Here is a 17924-nt window from a genome sequence, read left to right on the forward strand (position 1 = left end):
CGGGTCAGTCCTCGACGGGGCCCAGGTCGGGCGCCTCCCGGCAGGCCACCTTTCGTGCGCGGCCGGGCGCGTGCAGTTCGAGTACGACGACTTCGTTCGCGCCCCTGCGCAGCACCGGACCGGGTACGTACAGCGAACGCTGGGGACCGCGGGACCAGTAGCGGCCCAGGGCGAAGCCGTTGACCCAGACACTGCCCTTCGTCCAGCCGTCGAGGTGGAGGAAGGTGTCGGCCGTCCGGTCCGCGTCGAAGGTGCCACGGTAGAAGGCCGGTCCGGTCGGCGTGGACGACCGGACGCCGAACGGGAGGTCTTCGAGCGAGGTGAGCAGCAGCGGACGGCTGGTCCATCCGTCGAGCGGGGACCCGTTCAGCAGAACGCCGCCGAGCAGCCCCTTGCGGTCGTGGATGCCCTGGCCGTAGTTCACGCGCCCCTGGTTCTCAACGAGAACGGTGAGGACGGTGCCAGGCCTCGGGACCGTGAAGGTGAGGGAGTGCTCGTGGCCCTCCCGCTCCAGCACCCCCACGGGCTGGCCGTCGAGGAAGACCTGGGCCCGGTCGCGCACCTGCTCCAGTTCGAGCAGGGCGGGTCCGGCATCCGGCAGGTCCGCCTCGTACAGCACGAAGCCGTAGTCCTGCCCGAGTTCCTCCATCGTCAGCGGACGGCGCGAGGCGACGGCGTCCCCGAGGGCCGGCGCGGCGTCCAGCAGACCGATGCTCTCGGTCAGCTCCACCGCATCCAGGCTGAACTTCGCCGCGCGCGGGGACGGGAACTCCGCCGGGACCGGGGCGTACTTGGCGATGACCTTGCGGAAGGCGGCGAACTTCTCGGTCGGGTCGCCGGCCTCGTCGAGGGGGGCGTCGTAGTCGTAGGAGGTGACGGTCGGCCGGTAGGTGTGCTTGTCGTTGGCGCCGTTCATGAAGCCGAAGTTCGTGCCGCCGTGGAACATGTAGAAGTTCACGGAGGCCCCCGTCGCGAGCAGTTCGTCCAGCTCTTGGGACGCCTGCTCCGCGCCGCGGACGACGTGGTTGCCGCCCCACCGGTCGAACCAGCCGATCCAGAACTCCGTGCAGAGCAGCGGCCCGGACGGCCAGGCGGTGCGCAGAGTGGCGAGGTGTGCCGCCGACCGGCTGCCGAAGTTGGCGGTGGCGAGCACTCCCTGAAGCGCCCCTCGCTCCAGGTCGGCCGGCTGGTCACAGGTGAAGAGCGGGACGTCGACGCCGTGGCGGTGCAGGGAGTCGGCGAGGTGTTCCAGGTAGACGGTGTCGTCGCCGTACGCCCCGTACTCGTTCTCCACCTGCACGGCGAGCACCGGCCCGCCCCGGGTGGCGAGCCGGTCGTGCAGCGGGGGCAGGAGCCGGCCGAAGTAGTCGTCGACCGCGGCGAGAAAGCGCGGGTCGCGGCTGCGCAGCCGCATGGCGGGATCGGCCAGCAGCCACGAGGGCAGGCCGCCCCCCTCCCATTCGGCGCAGATGTAGGGGCCGGGCCGCAGGAGTACGTGCAGCCCCTCGGCGGCGGCGAGGTCGAGGAACCGGGGCAGGTCGAGGCCGCCGTCCAGGCGGAACTCGTCGGGCCGCGGCTGGTGGAGGTTCCACGGTACGTACGTCTCCACCGTGTTGAGCCCCATGAGACGGGCCTTGTGCAGCCGGTCGCGCCAGAGGTCGGGATGGACGCGGAAGTAGTGCAGTCCGCCCGAGAGGATGCGGAAGGAATCGCCGTCGAGCCGGAATCCGTCGTCTTCGATCTGGAGAAGGGGCATGCGCGTGCTCCTCAACTGAGCAGGGATGCGCGGATCGCGCCGTGGGGCTGTCGCCACTCCTGAATGTTTGCGTAAACATCACGGACATGGCAAGTCCCCTCCGGGTGTCCGTCACGCGCGTGGATGTTCCCGCGGGCAGCAGCGGGGAAGGGAGTGCGCCGACGGGGCCCGCCGGGAGCGGAGTGGGCCGGCCGGGGCCTACGGCTGGGTGGTGCCCAGGATCAGCTGTCCCACCGAATCTCGCAGGACGGAGCACGCCTCGGCGTCGAGGCCGTCGTCGGAGACGAAGTAGTCGATCTCCGAGAGCGCGATGAACCGGCTGAGACCCACGACGCCCCACTTGGTGTGGTCCGCGACCACGGCCACCTGAGTGGCGCAGTCGATCAGCGCGCGGTTGGTCTGGGCTTCCGCGAGGTTCGGAGTGGTCGCGCCGGCGCGTTCGGAGACGCCATGGGCCCCGATGATGAGCAGGTCCACCTGGAGGGAACGGATCGCCTGGTCCGCCAGAGGTCCGACGAGGGAAGCCGACTTGGTGGGAGTGCCGCCGGTCAGGAGCAGCGTGGGGCCCGTGGGGCCGGGCTCGGCCCCCGTGGGCCGCAGCAGCTGGGCGACCGGCAGGGAGTTGGTCACCACCGTCAGACCCGGGACGTCCCGGAGCCGGGCGGCCACCGCGTAGGACGTCGTCCCGCCGGAGATGGCAACGACACTGCCCGGCTTCACGAGAGCGGCGGCCGCCTCGGCCACCGCCGACTTGGCCCGCGACTCCAGACCGACTTTCGTTTCGAAGGGTGGTTCGTCTCCCGTGGTGACGGAGGCGCTGATCGCGCCCCCGTGCACCTTCGACAGGGAGCCGGTGCGGGCGAGCACGTCGAGGTCGCGGCGGATGGTCATGTCGGAGACGCCCAGCTGTTCCACCAGATCGGCCACCCGTACGGCGCCGTCGCGGCGCACGATGTCGAGGATGAGTGCCCTCCGCTGGGGTGCAAGGCGTGCTGCCTCGGTCACGATCTCGTCCCCGTTCCTCTGCGCGCCGCCCGTGTGCGCCGTCAAAGTCACACGGCATTCCTCACGAACGCACAGTCTACGTCGCCGGGGTTCGGCCTCACCGCGTTCTCATACGATGCGCCGGGCGCCGGCGGCCGGGGAGACGGGGAACAGGTGCGGAGCCTGGTACCCGGCCGCACGGAACGCAGTGGTGACGGCGGCGCCGATCACCTCCGCCCGGCCCTCCTCCGCCAGCACGATGACCGACCCTCCGAAACCGCCGCCGGTCATGCGCGCCCCGAGCGCTCCGTGCGCAAGGGCCGTGTCCACCACGAGGTCGCTCTCCGCGCAGGAGATGCGGAAGTCGTCGCGCAGCGATGCGTGGCCGTCCGTGAGGATCGGCCCCAGCGCCGCCAGGTGTCCGGCCCGGAGGTGCGAGACGGCCTCGGTGACCCGTGCGTTCTCCGTCACCACGTGCCGGACCAGGGGCACCAGGTGGGCCGGGAGGGCTTTCGCGGCCCGGGGCAGGTCCTCGGGAGTGAGGTCGCGCAGTGCCGCCAGCCCGAGCAGGCGGGCGGCCCGCTCGCACCCGGCCCGCAGGGCGGCGTACGCGCCGTCCCCGAGGTCGTGCTTCACGCGGGTGTCGACGACCAGCAGGCTCATTCCCTGCGCCTCCGGGGCGAACGGGACCTGCTCGTGGGCGCCGGCGCGGATGTCCAGGTGCAGGGCCGCACCGGCGGTGCAGCAGGCGGAGGCCAACTGGTCCATGGCCCCGCACGGCACGCCGGCGAAGCCGTTCTCGGCCCGCTGGCCGATCAGAGCGAGGGCGGATGCGCTCAGCTCCAGGCCGTAGAGGTCGTTGTAGGCGAAGGCGACCGCGCACTCCAGTGCGGCGGAGGACGAAAGGCCGGCGCCGGTGGGCACCGTGCTGTCGACGTGCACGTCGGCGCCCCCGAGCCGGTGTCCGGCCTCGCGCAGCGCCCAGACGACCCCCGCCGGGTAGGCGCCCCATGTGGTGACGGCTCCGGGGGTGAGGTGGGCGAGGTCGAGGTCGATGACCGGGCCGTCGCCCTGGGCGCTGTGCAGCCGCAACCGGCCGTCCTGTCGCCGTCGCGCCGCGACCAGGGTGTGCTGGGGGATGGCGATGGGCAGCGCGAAGCCGTCGTTGTAGTCGGTGTGCTCGCCGATCAGGTTGACCCGGCCGGGTGCTGCCCAGACGCCCTCCGGGTAGGCGCCGTAGATGCGCCGGAAGGTCTCCTTCATACCGTCACCTCGCGTGCGAAGGCCCAGGCGTCGGCCACGATGGAGTCCAGGTGGGTGCGGCGGGGCCGCCAGCCGAGTCGCTCGCGCGCGCGGTCCGCGGAGGCGATCAGTACGGCGGGGTCGCCGGGGCGGCGGGGGCGGAGGATCTCCGGGATCGTTCGGCCCGTGACCCGTCGGACGGAGTCGATCACCTCCCGGACCGTGAAGCCCTCGCCGTTGCCCAGATTGCAGATGAGGTGCTCGCCGGGACGGGCTGCCTCCAGGGCCAGGAGGTGGGCCTCGGCGAGGTCGGCGACGTGGATGTAGTCGCGTACGCAGGTGCCGTCGCGCGTGGGGTAGTCGTCGCCGTGGACGTCGATGTGCGGGCGTCGCCCCAGGGCCACCTGGAGGATGAGCGGGATGAGGTGCGACTCGGGTTCGTGGCGCTCGCCGTGGCCCGCGTGGGCGCCCGCGACGTTGAAGTACCGCAAGGACACGGCGGCCAGTCCGTGGGCGGCGGCCTCTCCGGTGATCAGGTGGTCGACGGCGAGTTTGGTCGCGCCGTAGGGGCTGGTGGGCGCGGTGCGGGCGTCCTCGGCGATCGGCAGCCGTTCGGGTTCGCCATAGACCGCGGCGGTGGAGGAGAAGACCAGGGTGCGGACGCCCGCGTGCCGCATGGCGGCCATCAGCTCCAGCGAACCGGTCACGTTGTTGCGCCAGTACTTGTCCGGGTCGCGTACGGATTCGGCCACCTGCGAGGAGGCGGCGAAGTGCAGGACCGCGGCGTGGTCGGCGGACAGCAGGGCGGCCGCGTGCCCGAGACCGCCCCGGACGAACTCGGCGCCCGCGGGTACGGCTTGGGGCGCGCCGGTCGACAGGTCGTCGAGCACCGTGACGCGGTGGCCGGCTTCGAGGAGGTGGGCCACGACCACGCTGCCGATGTAGCCGGCGCCTCCGGTCACGAGGTACCGGCTCATGACGCGACCTCCCGCAGCCGTGCGGCCGCGGCCTCCGGAGCCACGTCGTTGACGAAGGAGTCCATGCCCGATTCGACCCCGGCGAGGAACTTGAGCTTGCCCGCCGACCTGCGCACGGTGAACAGCTCCAGGTGCAGCGCCAGTTCCTGGCCGCCGGCCTTCGGCGCCTGGTGCCAGGCGGAAATGTAGGGAGTGGGGGCTGCCTGAGCGGGCTCCCCTTCGTGACGGAACAACCGGTCGAACCTGCGCAGCAGCTCCAGGTACATCCCGGGGAACTCGGCGCGTTCGGCCTCCGTGAGGTGGGTGAGGTCGGGGACGCGGCGATGGGGGTAGAGGTGCACCTCGTACGGCCAGCGGGCGGCATAGGGGACGAACGCCGTCCAGTGCTCCCCCGCCAGGACCACGCGCGATGCGGCGGCCCGGGCCTCGGCCAGCAGGTCCTCGAAGAGGTTCCCGCCGGTGACGGACCGGTGCGTGCCGGCGACGGCGATCATCTTGGCGGTCCGCGGCGGTACGAAGGGAAAGGCGTAGACCTGCCCGTGCGGGTGCGCGAGGGTGACGCCGATCTCCGCGCCGCGGTTCTCGAAGCAGTACACCTGCTCGACGCCGGGAAGGGACGACAGCCGCTCGGTGCGGTCCGTCCAGGCGTCGAGTACGAGCCGCGCGCGGTCCTCGGTCAGATCGGCGAAGCTCGCGCCGTGGTCCGGGGTGAAGCACACGACCTCGCAGCGTCCGACGCGCCCCGCCAGGGAGGGGAAACGGTTCTCGAAGACGGCCACGTCGTAGTCCGCCGCCGGTATCTCGCTGTGGTGCCCGTCCCCGGAGGGGCACAGGGGACACGCGTCGGTCGGCGGATGGTGGATGCGTCCCTGCCGGTGCGAGGCGATCGTGACCCAGTCGCCGGTCGCCAGGTCCAGACGCAGCTCCGGTCGGCTCTCGACGGGCTCCAGCGGGCGCCGGTCGACCGCGTCGCGCTCGGCGCTCTCGTCGAGGTCGAAGTAGATCAGCTCGCGGCCGTCCGCGAGCTTCGTCGTGGTTCTCTTCACGGAAACGTGCCCGTCTCTCGGAGTACGGTACGGCGGCTAGGGCAAGCCATACGTCGACAAGAGTAAACAGAAAACAACTAAAGTCAACGTGCACTCCTGTCAGGTGCGCGACCGGCGGCGACCCCTTCGTGGCGCGTGCGTCGCGTTGCGGCGCCGCATCAGGACGAAAGCACCGCCGGCCAGGGCCGTGGCGCCGGCGACGGCGCCCCCGAGCACGCCGATCCGTCCGGCGCTCCCTTGTGGCATCACGTCGCTCTGCGCCTCGTGCTCCGCCGCTCCAAGGGTGGTGTCCCCGCCGGCGGGCGCCTCGCCGCTCTGTCCGGACGAGGAGGCGGAGGGCGAGCTTGTGGGGGCGGGGCCGGGCGACTGCGCCGGTGACTCCGAAGGGGAGGCGGTACCACCGGGTGCGGTCGGATGGATGTCGTCCGGTCGGGAACCGGCGGCCGTGCCGGTGATGGCGATGTCGTCGATGAAGAGCACCGCCTCGGATGCTCCGACCCGCTTCGACGGCCCCTTCTCCGGGCGCCAGTTGGGGCGGTAGGCGCCGATCCTGAAGTGCGGTGGATCGCCGCGGTGGTAGTTGTTGGCGCCCTGGTGCGAACCGACGGTGACGCCGTCCCGCGTGACGGCGAGCGAACCGGGCCTGCCGGCGGAGGACCACGTGATGTCGAAGGTCCATCGGTTCCAGTGGCCCGGACGGGCAGCACCGAGCGGGATGACGGTCTCCTGGATCTCACCGTTGGTCATCCAGTGCACCTTCAGTTGCCAGTTGGCACCGTGGACCGAGAGTGCGACGACGGGTTTGATGCCCCCGCCGTCGTCCTGCGTGCTGAACCACTGGGCGACGATGGTGTCGAGGTCCCGCTCCTGCCAGTCGCCGGGAAGGTAGTTGGCGAAGCTGAAGCGATGACTGCCCGCGTCCAGGCCCTTGATGACCAGTTCGGACTTGAACGAACGTCCGTCGTTGGGGGTGTTGACGCGCGCGGCCTGCCCCGGCCTTCCTCCGGGCGCGGGCCCGACGAGGACACGGCCGAAGCCGTTGATCGCCATGAACGGCAGCTTCTGGGAGGGGGACTCGAAGTCGTACGACACGGAATCGGCGGCGACCGCCGGGGCGGCGGCGGTCGGACCGACGACGAGGAGGACGGTGGTGCAGGCGATCAGGAGGCGGGCCGGTCGGCCGGCGGATGACAGCGATATGACGTGGGGCACGGGTATGCGTCCTTGCGCGAAAAGGGGTTGGGGACTTCAGCCGGCGGCCGGCGGCAAGACGGAACGGGACCGGACGGATAAGCCGGCAAGGCCTCCGGCCGAGACCGCCGGGTCGCAGCGGGGAACCGGGCGAGCGCGTCCGGACGGAGACCGGCCTTCCGGTGCTGCGCTCTCAGGCGCTCACCCGGTGGCCGAAGCTGCCGCGACCCTACTGGTCAGGGAGGCGGGAGAACCAGCGGAGAGACCGCCCGTTCGAATAACGAACCAGCAACTACGGTGACACGGAGCTCAGTTGTGGGCTCAGGCCGGTAGTCGGAGCCCTTCGACGGCCGCGTCGAAGACGGGCCGGTGCCGAGCCCACTCCGCGTCCGGTGCCGAGAAGTAGACGACGTACTGCGTGCCGTCCGCGTCGGCGAAAGCCACCTCCACCGCCCGGAACTTGCGCACCTTGCCGTTGAAGGTGAACTCCCAGTACCCGGCCGGCCTGCCGTGGACGGTGCTCGTCGTCATCCGCACGCGCTCGTAGCCGGGATTGTCACGGCGCGTCTGCTCTTCCTCGGTCGTACGCCAGTGTTCCAGCGGGTCGGCGCCCGCGAACGCGTCGGCCTTGACGCGCAGCCCGAGGAGCCCCGACGGGTCGACGAAGGCGACTTCGCCTCCCGCCAGCTCGTCGCGCGTCCAGCCGGTGGGCACCGGCAGGGTCACCCCGCCGCCGCCGTCCTCGAGGCGGTAGCCCTCGGGTGGCGACGGCGCTGCCGTGCTTGCCTGACCGCCTGAACGGAAGACGGACCCGTCGCCGAAGAGCGCGCCGGGCCAGAGCAGTGCTGCGGTCACCGCACACGCCACGGCCGTGACCGCCGCGCCGGACCACAGGAGGCCCCGGCGTAGGCGCCGGGTGGCGCGGGCGCCCCGGGCGCCGCGGTGGAGCCGGGTGGAAGACGGGCCGCGCGCGGCGCTCTCGCCGCCCGCCGCGAGGCGCAGGAGTCGCTGCGCCTCGGTCAGGCCGGTCCGCTGCTCCGGCTCCTTCACGAGCAGCCCGTCGATCAGGGACGCGAGGGTGCTCCCACTGACCAGCGGCGCGTGCGGGTCGCTGACGACGGCGTACGCCGTCTCCATCGGCGCTTCCCGGTCGAAGGGATGGCGGCCCTCGACGGCCCGGTACAGCGTGACGCCGAGGGACCACAGGTCGCCGGCGGCCCCGGCGTCGCCGCCGCGCAGGCGTTCCGGGGCGAGGTAGGCCAGGGAGCCGACCAGTTCGCCGGTCCTGGTGAGCGTCTCGGTGCCGCTCACGGCGGCGATGCCGAAGTCGGTGAGGACGATCCGGCCGTCGTGCCCCAGCAGGATGTTGGCGGGCTTGACGTCGCGGTGCAGCACGCCCATGTCGTGGGCCGCGCGCAGCGCCGCGACGACGGCCAGGCCGATCTTGGCGGCCTCGGCCGTCGGGAGCGGACCCCGCTCCTCCAGTGCTTCCTCCAGAGTGATCGAGGGAACGTACTCCATCACGATGCACGGCAGGCCCTCGTCCTCGACCACGTCGTGCACCACGATCACGTGGGGGTGGGCGATCCGGGCCGCGCTGCGCGCCTCGCGGCGCGTGCGTTCGTGGAGCGTGCGGATCGTGTCGTCCGGAACGTGCGGGGGGACGTGGAGCTTCTTCACCGCCACCTGCCGTCCGAGGAGCTCGTCCTCGGCGCGCCAGACGGTTCCCATGCCGCCGCGGCCGACTCGCTGCACCAACCGGTAGCGGCCGGCCACGAGCCGTCCTTCTTCCGACACCGTCGCCGTTCCCCACTTTCCTGTTGCTCGACCCTCACCGGGGACCATAACGCCACGCCGTATATGCGGCCAAGAGGTGCCGGCGAATGCATTGCACCGCTACCCGACGTTCCAAGAGGCGTGCAGCGTAATCCCTTTCCCGGGCTTCTTGCCCACCACAATTGCTTGACACCCGTCTGATGCGTGGTCAGACTTGCGACACCCCATCACATGAGCGCAGAAATGCCGCTTTAGTTCTGAACGATTTCGGGGTGCCGGCGCGTATGGCACCGGATAAATACGGGCGAAGGCGGACGATGGGCGGGGCCACGACGATGTCCACCACCGCTCCCGGCGACACACGAGGCGTGCGCGGGCGGGCGGGGGCCGGGCCGTGACCTCCGTACTGCTGGTCGAGGCCGACGGGCTGTCGCGCGAGGCCACATCGCTCGCCCTCCGGCGCTACGGGTACGAGGTGCACGCGGCCGTCGACGGCGACGAGGGGCTGGTCCGCTTCAGGGAACTGCGTCCTGACGTGGCCGTCGTGGATGTCCTCCTGCCCGGCCTCGACGGGGTCAGCCTGCTGCAGCGCATCCGCGCGGAGAGCCGTACTCCGGTGCTGCTGATCTCCGCGCGGACCGATCCGGTGGACGTCGTACTGGGTCTTGAGGCGGGCGCCGACGACTACGTCACGAAGCCCTTGGACATTCCGGTCCTCGTGGCGCGGATCCGGTGCGCGCTGCGTCGCGCCGCCGGTTGCCCGGCGGCCACGACATCCTCCTGGACGGCTGCGACGGAATTCGGTGACCTGCGGATCGACCCGGCGGGCCTGACGGTCCGGCGGTCCGGCCGCCTGCTCGACCTCACTCCCACCGAGCTCAAACTCGTCCTCGCGTTCGCCGCGCAGCCCGCCGTGGTCCTGTCACGGACCGCGCTGCTGGAGCAGGTGTGGGACGCCCCCTGGAGTAGCGACAACAGGATCGTCGACGTGCACGTGCAGCGATTGCGCCACAAGATCGGCCGGGAGCGCATCGTCACCGTCCGCGGTTTCGGCTACCGCTTCGAGCCCTGACGAGCGGTTTCACCTGTCGTGGGCGCGCCGTTCGGCTCTCGCACCTCCTGGGTGTCCGCCAGGATCAGCCGCCCGACCTGCTCGCCGAGGACGGTGCGTGCCTGCTCGGCGAGTCCTTCGTCGGACACGAAGTAGTCGATCTCGGACAGGCCGGCGAACCGGCTCAGCCCGACGACACCCCACTTGCTGTGATCGGCCACGACGGCCAGCCGGGTCGCGGCGGAGATCAGGGTGCGGTTGGTCTCCGCCTCCGCGAGGTTCGGAGTGGTCACCCCGGCGCGCTCGGACACGCCGTGCGCCCCGACGATGAGGAGGTCGACCTGGAGGGAGCGGATCGCCTGATCCGCCAGCGGCCCGACCAGGGAGGCGGACTTGGTGGGGGCCCCTCCCGTGACCAGCAGGGTCGGGGCCGCGGAACCGTCCTCCCTCCCGAACGACCGCATCAGTTCCGCGACGGGCAGGGAATTGGTCACCACGGTCAGGCCCGCGATGTCGCGCAGACGGTGGGCCACGGCGTACGTCGTCGTGCCCCCGGAGATCGCCACGACACTTCCGGGCTGCACCAGTTGGGCTGCCGCTTCGGCGACCGCGGCCTTGGCCGCCGACTTGAGCGTGGACTTGGTCTCGAAGCCGGGCTCGTCGGCCGTGGTGCCGGAGGTGCTCACCGCCCCGCCGTGCACCTTCTCGACCGACCCGGCCCGCGCGAGCACGTCCAGGTCGCGGCGGATGGTCATGTCGGACACCCCGAGTTGCTCCACGAGCGCGGCAACACGCACCGCCCCCTTGCGGCGCACGGTATCGAGGATCACTTCTCGCCGCTGCGCCGCCAGCGGTGCCGACTCCGTCACAGTCCCACCCAATGATCTCTAGTGAATTCCAGACAGAGATCAATTGTACACTGCATCCAATAAGGGTGGGCAAGGGGTTCACAGTACCTTCGCCGAACCTGCGTACCGAAGGGCGGATTTGCCGGGATGCGTATCCGATCGACTAGCCCTGGTGACCGTCCCCTGCTCTTTTGTCCGCGCGAGCTCATGACGAATAACGGCGGCGCGCACCGAAAGGCCTGTCCCCGATCCCCCTCGCCCTCCGTGTGATTGATCGCGTTTCAGGCCGGAGAAACCGATGCGCCCGACGAGGCCCGCCCCCTCCCGGGGCGGGCCTCGTCATACGGACCGCACAACCGTCGTGCGCACCGCGTCAGTGGGGCAGGCCGACGGCCCGTTCGCCGCTGCGGCGTTGCTGGATGACGACGGCTGCGACGAGGAGGGCGCCCTGGGCGACGTTCTGCCAGAAGGTGTTGATGCCCTCGACGGTCAGACCGTTCTCCAGCGCGCCGAGCAGCGCCACGGCCAGGAGCGTGCCGCCGATACCGCCCTTGCCACCCTTGAGCGCGCAGCCACCCAGCGCCGCCGCCGTGATGGCCTTGAGTTCGAGGCCCTCACTGCCCGAGACGGGCTGTCCCGAGCCGGTCCGCGCGGTCAGGAGGATGCCCGCGACCGCCGCGACCACGCCGATGAGCGCGTAGACGGCCACCAGGTACTTGTTGATGTTGATGCCCGCGAGGCGCGCCGCGGTGTCGTTGCCGCCGATCGCGTAGATGTTGCGGCCGATGTCCGTGTACTTCAGCATGACGTGCACCGCCAGCGCCACGACGACCAGGATCCAGATCATCACCGGCACCCCGGCGATCTTCCCCCGGCCGAGGAAGACGAAGAAGGGGTCGTTGAGGACGTAGCCCTGCGCGCGGCCGTCGGAGACGAGCTGGGCCACCCCCTTGTAGGCGGCCAGGCCCGCGAGCGTCGCGATGGTGGGATTGACCCGGCCGTAGACGATGGCGACGCCGTTGACCACGCCGACGAGGATGCCGATGCCGATCGCGGCGGCCATACCGAGGTAGGGGTTGGATCCGCCGGACGTGAAGACCATGGCGCTCACGACGGAGGCCAGGCCGGCCTGGGAGCCGACGGATATGTCGAGGCCGCCGCAGATGATCACGACCGTCTGGACGATGGCGAGCAGCCCCGTGATCGTCACCGCCTCGCCGATGACCTGGATGTTGGCGAGGCTGAGGTAGTTGTCGTTGAGGAACCCGAACAGGGCCAGGACGAGGACGAGGGCGCCGATCAGGCTGAGGTTCTGCCCGCCGAGCGAGGAGAGCAGGGCTCCTGCGGTCTTCCGCGCCGGAGCGGGGAGGTTCTCGGTGGTGGCCGGCGTCTGGGTGGTGGTCATCGAGCGTCTCCATCGGCGGAGTCGGTGTGCGGTCGGTCGGATGCGACGGGGGCGAGGTCGTCGGCCATGGCGAGGTTGAGGATGGCTTCCTCGGTGGCTTCCGACCGGTTGAGCTCGCCGGTGATGCGACCGTTCTGCATCACGACGATCCGGTCGGCGAGGCCCAGGACCTCGGGTAGTTCGGAGGAGATCACCAGCAGGGCGACCCCCTCCCGCGCCAGGTCGGCGATGATGCGGTAGATCTCGGCCTTGGCACCGATGTCGATCCCGCGCGTCGGCTCGTCCAGGATCAGGACCTTGGGCTTGCGCAGCAGCCAGCGGGCGAGCACGACCTTCTGCTGGTTGCCGCCCGACAGTTTGCGCACTTCGTGCTCGATCGAGGGGGTGCGCACCCGGAGCCTGTCGGAGAAGTCCTGCGTCACCGCCTTCTCCTGGCGGCTCTGGACGAAGCGCCAGCGGCGCAGCCTGTCCAGGCTCACCAGGGAGGTGTTGTCCCGGATGGAGCGGTGCAGGAACAGCGCCTGGGCCTTGCGTTCCTCGGGGGCGAGTCCGATGCTCGCGCGGATCGCGTCCCGGGGGCTGCGCAGACGCAGGGGGCGGCCGTTGACGGAGACGCGACCCGATCGGACGGGCCGGTCGCCGGCGAGGGCGAGGGCCAGCTCGGAGCGTCCGGCTCCCATGAGTCCGGCCAGGGCGACCACCTCTCCGGCACGGACGTGGAGGTCGATACCGCTGACGTCGTCCGTGGTGACGCCCTCCAGCTGCAGGACCACCTCGTCGCGGGCGACGTCCTGTCGCACGAACAGGGAGGACAGGTCACGGCCCACCATCAGGCGGACGACCTCCCCCTCGTTGGTGTCGCGGGCTTCCAGCACACCGGCGACCGCGCCGTCGCGCAGGACGGCGATGCGGTCGGCGAGGCGGAAGATCTCCTTCATGCGGTGGGAGACGTAGATGACGGCGATGCCCTGGTCCCGGAGCCGGTCGATCAGGCCGAAGAGCGCTTCGACCTCGTTCTCGGAGAGGGAGGAGGTGGGCTCGTCGAAAGCGATGACCTTGGCCTCACCGGTCAGCGCCCGCAGGATCTCCACCAACTGGCGCTGTGCGGGAGTGAGTTCGGATCCCAGCTGATCGGGGTGGATGACCTTCTCGAATCCGAGCCGGGCCAGGTCCGCGGTGATGCGGCGGCGCAGCTCCGCCCGGTCGAGGCGGCGCAGGGCGGTGCGCGGCAGGGCCCCCGCGTACACGTTCTCGGCGACCGAGACGTGCGGGATGATCTCCGGCTCCTGCGGGATGATGCGGATCCCGGCCTTGTGGGCGTCGTGCGGTGACGACAGGGTCCGCGGACGCCCGTCCCAGAGAATGCTCCCCTCGGTGGGCTGGTGGTCACCGGTGAGGATCTTCAGCAGGGTCGACTTGCCCGCGCCGTTCTCCCCCATGAGGGCGGTCACCCGGCCCCGGGGGAAGCTGAGCGTGACGCCGCTGAGCGCCTGTACCGCACCGAACCGTTTGGTGATGTTCTCGACGGAGACCTCTTCACCGGGATCAAGGGCGGTGGCGGGTGGCTCTGTGCCGGCTGTGGTCATGGGGGCCTCGCAAGCTGGGGTTACGTAGGGCGTTCGTTCCAGCGACGCTGCTGGTCGGCGGTGGTGGTCTGGACGGGTGGCGGGTACGGCCGCCGCTGCGGCGGACCGTACCCGTCCTGGCCGCGGGCTCGGCATCAGCCGCAGGTGACGCCCGCGTCCTTCCAGTTGGAGGCGTCGACCATCTTGGTCGGGGCGAAGGCCTCCTTGGGGAAGTCCTTGCCGTTCTTGAGCTTGTCGAACATCGTCTGCACCGCCAGGGCGCCGACGTCCTTGCCATTGATGAAGAGCGCGGCCTTCATGCCGGACGGCTTGCCGGAGCTCCAGTTCTTGCAGGCGAGGTAGGCGCCGAGGCCGACGCCGATCACGTTGTCGGCCTTGAAGCCGGCGTTCTCCAGGGCGGTGACCCCGCCCTGGACGTTCTCGTCGTTGCAGCCCCAGACCACCCAGTTCTTCACGGAGGCGTTGGCGGTGATCGTCGCGGCGATCTTGTCCTGAGCGCCCGTCGGGGAGTTGTCCGTCGGCACGTCGATGTTCTGCACCGGCGCGCCCGCGGCATCCGCGAACGCCTTCTTCGAGGCGTTGACGCGGTCGGTGCACACGGTGACGTCCTGCTTCCAGGCCGATATCGTCCGCGTCTCCGCCGGGTTCCAGCCGGCCTTCTTGAATTCCTCGGCGGCCCGCTTGCCGACCTCGCCGCCCATCTGCTCGCCGCTGAAGCCGATGCGGGGCACCAGGTCGTCGGCACCACAGGCGGAGGGGTCCGGGCCGGTGCTGCAGATCTGGTCGTCCGAGGTCAGGAGCGCCACCTTGCCGGTCTTCGCCAGCTGTACGACCTGCGGGCCCACGGCCGGGTCGGGGACGACCACGATCAGCCCGTTGCTCTTCTGCGAGATGGCTGCCTGGGCCTCGCTCACGGTCTTGTTCGCGTCGTTGCCCAGGTTCACCACCTTCAGGTCGATACCGAGCTCACTCGCCTTCGCCTTCGCGCCGGCGGCCTCGCCGATGAAGTACTCCTGGTCGCCCTGCTTCTGCAGATAGGTCAGGGAGATCTTCCCGTCGACCTTGCCGACGTCCGCGGTCCCGCCCGTCGTCTCCTGACCACTGGAGCACGAGGACAGGACGAGCATCGTGGCCAGGCCCAGGGCCGCGGCCGCTACCGGGCGGCGGTGGTGGTGAGTGAGCATGTCGATCCCTTTGCTTGGACGGGTCGCTCCGGGCGACCAGTGGGGCACGTGCGGTGGGGTGGGGTTCGGTCCGGCGGTCGTCGTGATCGCCGCCCGGGACTGCGGGTCCCTGGGGACTTCGAGGCAGAGGTGTCCGACCTCGGCCGGCGAGCCCCCAGGGGACGATTCCCTCGCTGGGGAATCCGCCACAGTCGGCCGTTTTCAAACTTGATGCAACAGAGAAAAGCGCTGTTTCCGCCATAAGTCAACAGTGTGAAGCGGGGGTTTCGGATTGATGCGCCCCCGTGACCTCCAGAGACGCCCCAGGGCAGCCGGAACGCCCCCTGGGGTAGCCATAGGGCATCAGCACGCAAGGTGCGGGACGGGTGCCCGTGCGGCACCGCAGGCCGCAGACGCCGGGCATCGACAGACCTCGGGGCTGTTGATTTTCATTGGAACATGTCCGAATCTGTTTGACTACCGGCTCGAAGGCGTTTGGCCGGTGGGCTCGTTCCAGCGCTGCTCGGCCGCCGGCCCCGTACGACCGAAGGAGACGGGTGCTCCGGGCTCGCCGCTCCCGGACGTCACGGCGTAGCCCGGCACGATCCGAGGCTTGATGCGCCCCGTCGCGTCGGTGGAGAACACCAGATTGTTCCCCTCGGGCCTGCCGAAGGCCGAGCACGACCAGATCCCCACGCCGTCCCCTGCGGACCCGCGTGCGTCCATGCAGTAGCCCGGGTTGGCGGCATTGTGCAGGAGACCCTTCTCATCGAGGCGCCACTGCTGCACCGGTGCCCCGGCCCGGCAGCGTGCGGTGATCACGTCGACGCCGTTGGCGAAGGAGCCGCCGCGGACGTCCAGGCACAGACCGGTGGCGGAGTTGACGGCCGGAACGTACGCAGAGGCCCGGAAGGGTTGTACGGGGTCGGTCGTCGCGGCCTGCGCGGTCGGTGTGGGGCCGGGCGTGGGCTGGTCGCTGGGCGACGGCCCCGTCGGGGACGGGGACGTGCTCGGGGACCGATGGGGCGAGGCGGAGGCGGAGGGCCGCCCCTTGCTCCCCGACGGAGCCGGCGATCCCGGGTCTGCTCCTCCGGCGTGCGGTGGTGATGGCTGCCCCTGAGCCGCGGCGGGCGGCTCGGGCCCCCAGGCCGCAGGGACGACGACCGCGAGCCCCGCCGTCGTGATCACGATCGCCGCCACGCCGAGGGAGACCCGCCCGGCCGGCCTCCGTACGAAGACGGACAGTTTCCGGTCGCCGGCAGCCGGCTTCGGCCGGCCCGCGGCCGCGGTCGCGACCGGAAGGGGCAGCGTGTCCTCGGCGTCCGCGTCCGTACCCGCACCCGCGCCGGCCGCCGCGGAGAGGTAGAGGGGGCCGGCAGGGCCGAGCAGAGAGCCGGCCAGCAACGGACCCGGGGTGTCGCAGAGGGCGACCAGGCCGCGCAGAGCGGCCGCGCAGCCGGGGCATCCGTCGACGTGACGCGTCAGGTCCGGGTTCTCGCGTACGTCCGCGCGCGCCGCGGCGGCATCCAGCATGCGTGCGTACGCGGGACAGTGCGGCGTGGGTCGCGCGCGCAAGTGGACGCGCAGGAAGGCGTCACGGCACGCGGCCAGCGCCCGGTGAGCCAGGTCCGGTATGGCGTCGGGCCGGTCACCGGTGATCGTCGCGACATGGCCGTCCGGCTCCCGCTCGACCACGGAGTGCCACAGGACGGCCTGCGTGCGGAGCGCCAGGGTGACGAACCCCTTGCGGACCAACGACTGCAGGGCCGGGTCCAGCGGAACATCGGCGGCACCGGTCGACGTCCCCGGCGTGACACCGGCGGGTCGTCCGGCCCGTTCGTCCGGTCCGGCCCCGGAAGGCGCGGACGGTGCGGGAGGCGCGGACCCGGACACCAGCGTCAGCAACGCCAGGCGAGGAGGCCGGTCCAGGGCGTCGGTCGTGGAGGCCAGCATGCCGAGGAACCGGTCCGTCGCGTGGTCCGCGGCGTCCCGGGCCGGCCGCAGATCGCCGGTCACCGCTCGGGCGAAGGCGGCGACCCTCGGGCCATGGCGCCGGCGCAGCTCGGTCTCGGCCGAGGGGGCGGCCGGGTCCGCGGTGCGGATGGTGTCACACAGTTGCTGGTCGGTCATTCGACCCACAACAGAGGGATGATTCGTCGACACGTGAGGACATCCTGGGTGGGGAGGGAAAGTCGCCCTATTGTTCAGGACACGACACCCTCGCCGATAGTTCTTTCCGGCGGGAATTCGAAAACTTCCCTCATAAAATGCAGACAGCTTTCTTACGGGCAGCGCGAGCCACCGGCATTTCCCATGCACAGAGGAATCCGGTCTGGAGGCCGCCCTGCAGCGCCATCAAGAGCGGCACGGTCGCGCACCAGGGAAAGGCGTCCCCGGCTTGGCACTTGCCGCGGGGCCCGCGCACCATCGACCGCACCGGGCGAGGCGCCTCGGCAAGAGGGCCGAGGCCACCCTTGCACCGAACAGAATCAGACACACACGCAAGGAAGTCAACACCGATGATCTTACTGGACGGGCTGCGGTACCCGCCGGTAGCCCAAGGCGGGCAACGGTGGTGCGGACTCGCCCGACACCAGGGGATCGAGCAGTTCAGGACACGGGCACTGTGCCGCGTCACGGTGCGCCGATCCGGCCGAGACCCTCCACCCGGGGCTTCCCCGGGTAGTGGTTTCCCATGAGGAGAGTCCGGGGCGGCCCCGGTCGCACGTTTAGCCGATCGTTATCAACTGGGTCCCGACTGGGCTGGATTCAGGTGCTCCGCACACAGTAGATTCACCGTTCACTCCCTCCTTCACCACACGGCCGTCCCGCAGCGGACGACCACAAGGGCACCCGCGACATACGGTCCCGACAATTCAAGAGTTGTACGACGTGGCGC

13 protein-coding genes are annotated in these 17924 nt (G+C 70.7%); 1 reads left to right on the forward strand and 12 read right to left on the reverse strand.

Annotation, left to right across the window (positions count from 1 at the left end; translation table 11 throughout):
- Positions 1-4: 4 nt before the first annotated feature.
- The 7 genes from ACGFZK_RS03180 to ACGFZK_RS03210 form a co-directional block, all read right to left on the reverse strand.
- Entirely contained in the window at positions 5-1756 is a 1752-nt protein-coding gene (locus ACGFZK_RS03180) for a glycoside hydrolase family 35 protein (RefSeq protein ID WP_393847083.1), read from the reverse strand.
- 198 nt (positions 1757-1954) lie between these two features.
- Positions 1955-2761: a DeoR/GlpR family DNA-binding transcription regulator gene (locus ACGFZK_RS03185; protein ID WP_393847268.1), complete on the reverse strand. Its 807-nt coding sequence runs from the start codon at positions 2759-2761 to the stop codon at positions 1955-1957.
- Between the two features lie 108 nt (positions 2762-2869).
- Positions 2870-4003: a galactokinase gene (gene galK, locus ACGFZK_RS03190; RefSeq protein WP_393847084.1), complete on the reverse strand. Its 1134-nt coding sequence runs from the start codon at positions 4001-4003 to the stop codon at positions 2870-2872.
- Positions 4000-4959: a UDP-glucose 4-epimerase GalE gene (galE, locus tag ACGFZK_RS03195; RefSeq protein ID WP_393847085.1), complete on the reverse strand. Its 960-nt coding sequence runs from the start codon at positions 4957-4959 to the stop codon at positions 4000-4002. Before galE ends, galK begins: the two co-directional genes overlap by 4 nt.
- Positions 4956-6005, reverse strand: coding sequence for a galactose-1-phosphate uridylyltransferase (gene galT, locus ACGFZK_RS03200; RefSeq protein WP_393847086.1), 1050 nt, complete (start codon positions 6003-6005; stop codon positions 4956-4958). Before galT ends, galE begins: the two co-directional genes overlap by 4 nt.
- Positions 6006-6104: 99 nt before the next feature.
- Positions 6105-7217 (reverse strand): heparin lyase I family protein, encoded by a 1113-nt coding sequence (locus tag ACGFZK_RS03205; RefSeq protein ID WP_393847087.1) that lies wholly within the window; start codon positions 7215-7217, stop codon positions 6105-6107.
- Between the two features lie 300 nt (positions 7218-7517).
- A complete protein-coding gene (locus ACGFZK_RS03210) occupies positions 7518-8993 on the reverse strand; it encodes a protein kinase (protein ID WP_393847088.1) in 1476 nt (491 codons plus the stop codon).
- A 373-nt stretch (positions 8994-9366) separates the two neighbouring features.
- Here ACGFZK_RS03210 and ACGFZK_RS03215 point away from each other — a divergent pair, with 373 nt between their 5' ends.
- Complete coding sequence (locus tag ACGFZK_RS03215) at positions 9367-10044, forward strand: response regulator (protein WP_393847089.1); 678 nt, start codon at positions 9367-9369, stop codon at positions 10042-10044.
- Here ACGFZK_RS03215 and ACGFZK_RS03220 read toward each other — a convergent pair.
- The 5 genes from ACGFZK_RS03220 to ACGFZK_RS03240 all read right to left on the reverse strand — a co-directional run bounded on the left by ACGFZK_RS03220 (position 10026) and on the right by ACGFZK_RS03240 (position 17155).
- Positions 10026-10892, reverse strand: coding sequence for a DeoR/GlpR family DNA-binding transcription regulator (locus ACGFZK_RS03220; protein ID WP_393847090.1), 867 nt, complete (start codon positions 10890-10892; stop codon positions 10026-10028). The genes ACGFZK_RS03215 and ACGFZK_RS03220 overlap by 19 nt on opposite strands.
- Positions 10893-11244: 352 nt before the next feature.
- A complete protein-coding gene (locus ACGFZK_RS03225) occupies positions 11245-12276 on the reverse strand; it encodes an ABC transporter permease (RefSeq protein ID WP_393847091.1) in 1032 nt (343 codons plus the stop codon).
- Positions 12273-13862 (reverse strand): sugar ABC transporter ATP-binding protein, encoded by a 1590-nt coding sequence (locus ACGFZK_RS03230; RefSeq protein WP_393847092.1) that lies wholly within the window; start codon positions 13860-13862, stop codon positions 12273-12275. Before ACGFZK_RS03230 ends, ACGFZK_RS03225 begins: the two co-directional genes overlap by 4 nt.
- 134 nt (positions 13863-13996) lie before the next feature.
- Positions 13997-15046, reverse strand: coding sequence for a substrate-binding domain-containing protein (locus ACGFZK_RS03235; RefSeq protein WP_393847093.1), 1050 nt, complete (start codon positions 15044-15046; stop codon positions 13997-13999).
- Positions 15047-15502: 456 nt separating this feature from the next.
- Positions 15503-17155, reverse strand: coding sequence for a ricin-type beta-trefoil lectin domain protein (locus ACGFZK_RS03240; protein ID WP_393847094.1), 1653 nt, complete (start codon positions 17153-17155; stop codon positions 15503-15505).
- Positions 17156-17924: the final 769 nt, after the last annotated feature.

The sequence above is a fragment of the Streptomyces sp. NPDC048257 genome, from assembly GCF_043201855.1.
Classification (GTDB): domain Bacteria; phylum Actinomycetota; class Actinomycetes; order Streptomycetales; family Streptomycetaceae; genus Streptomyces.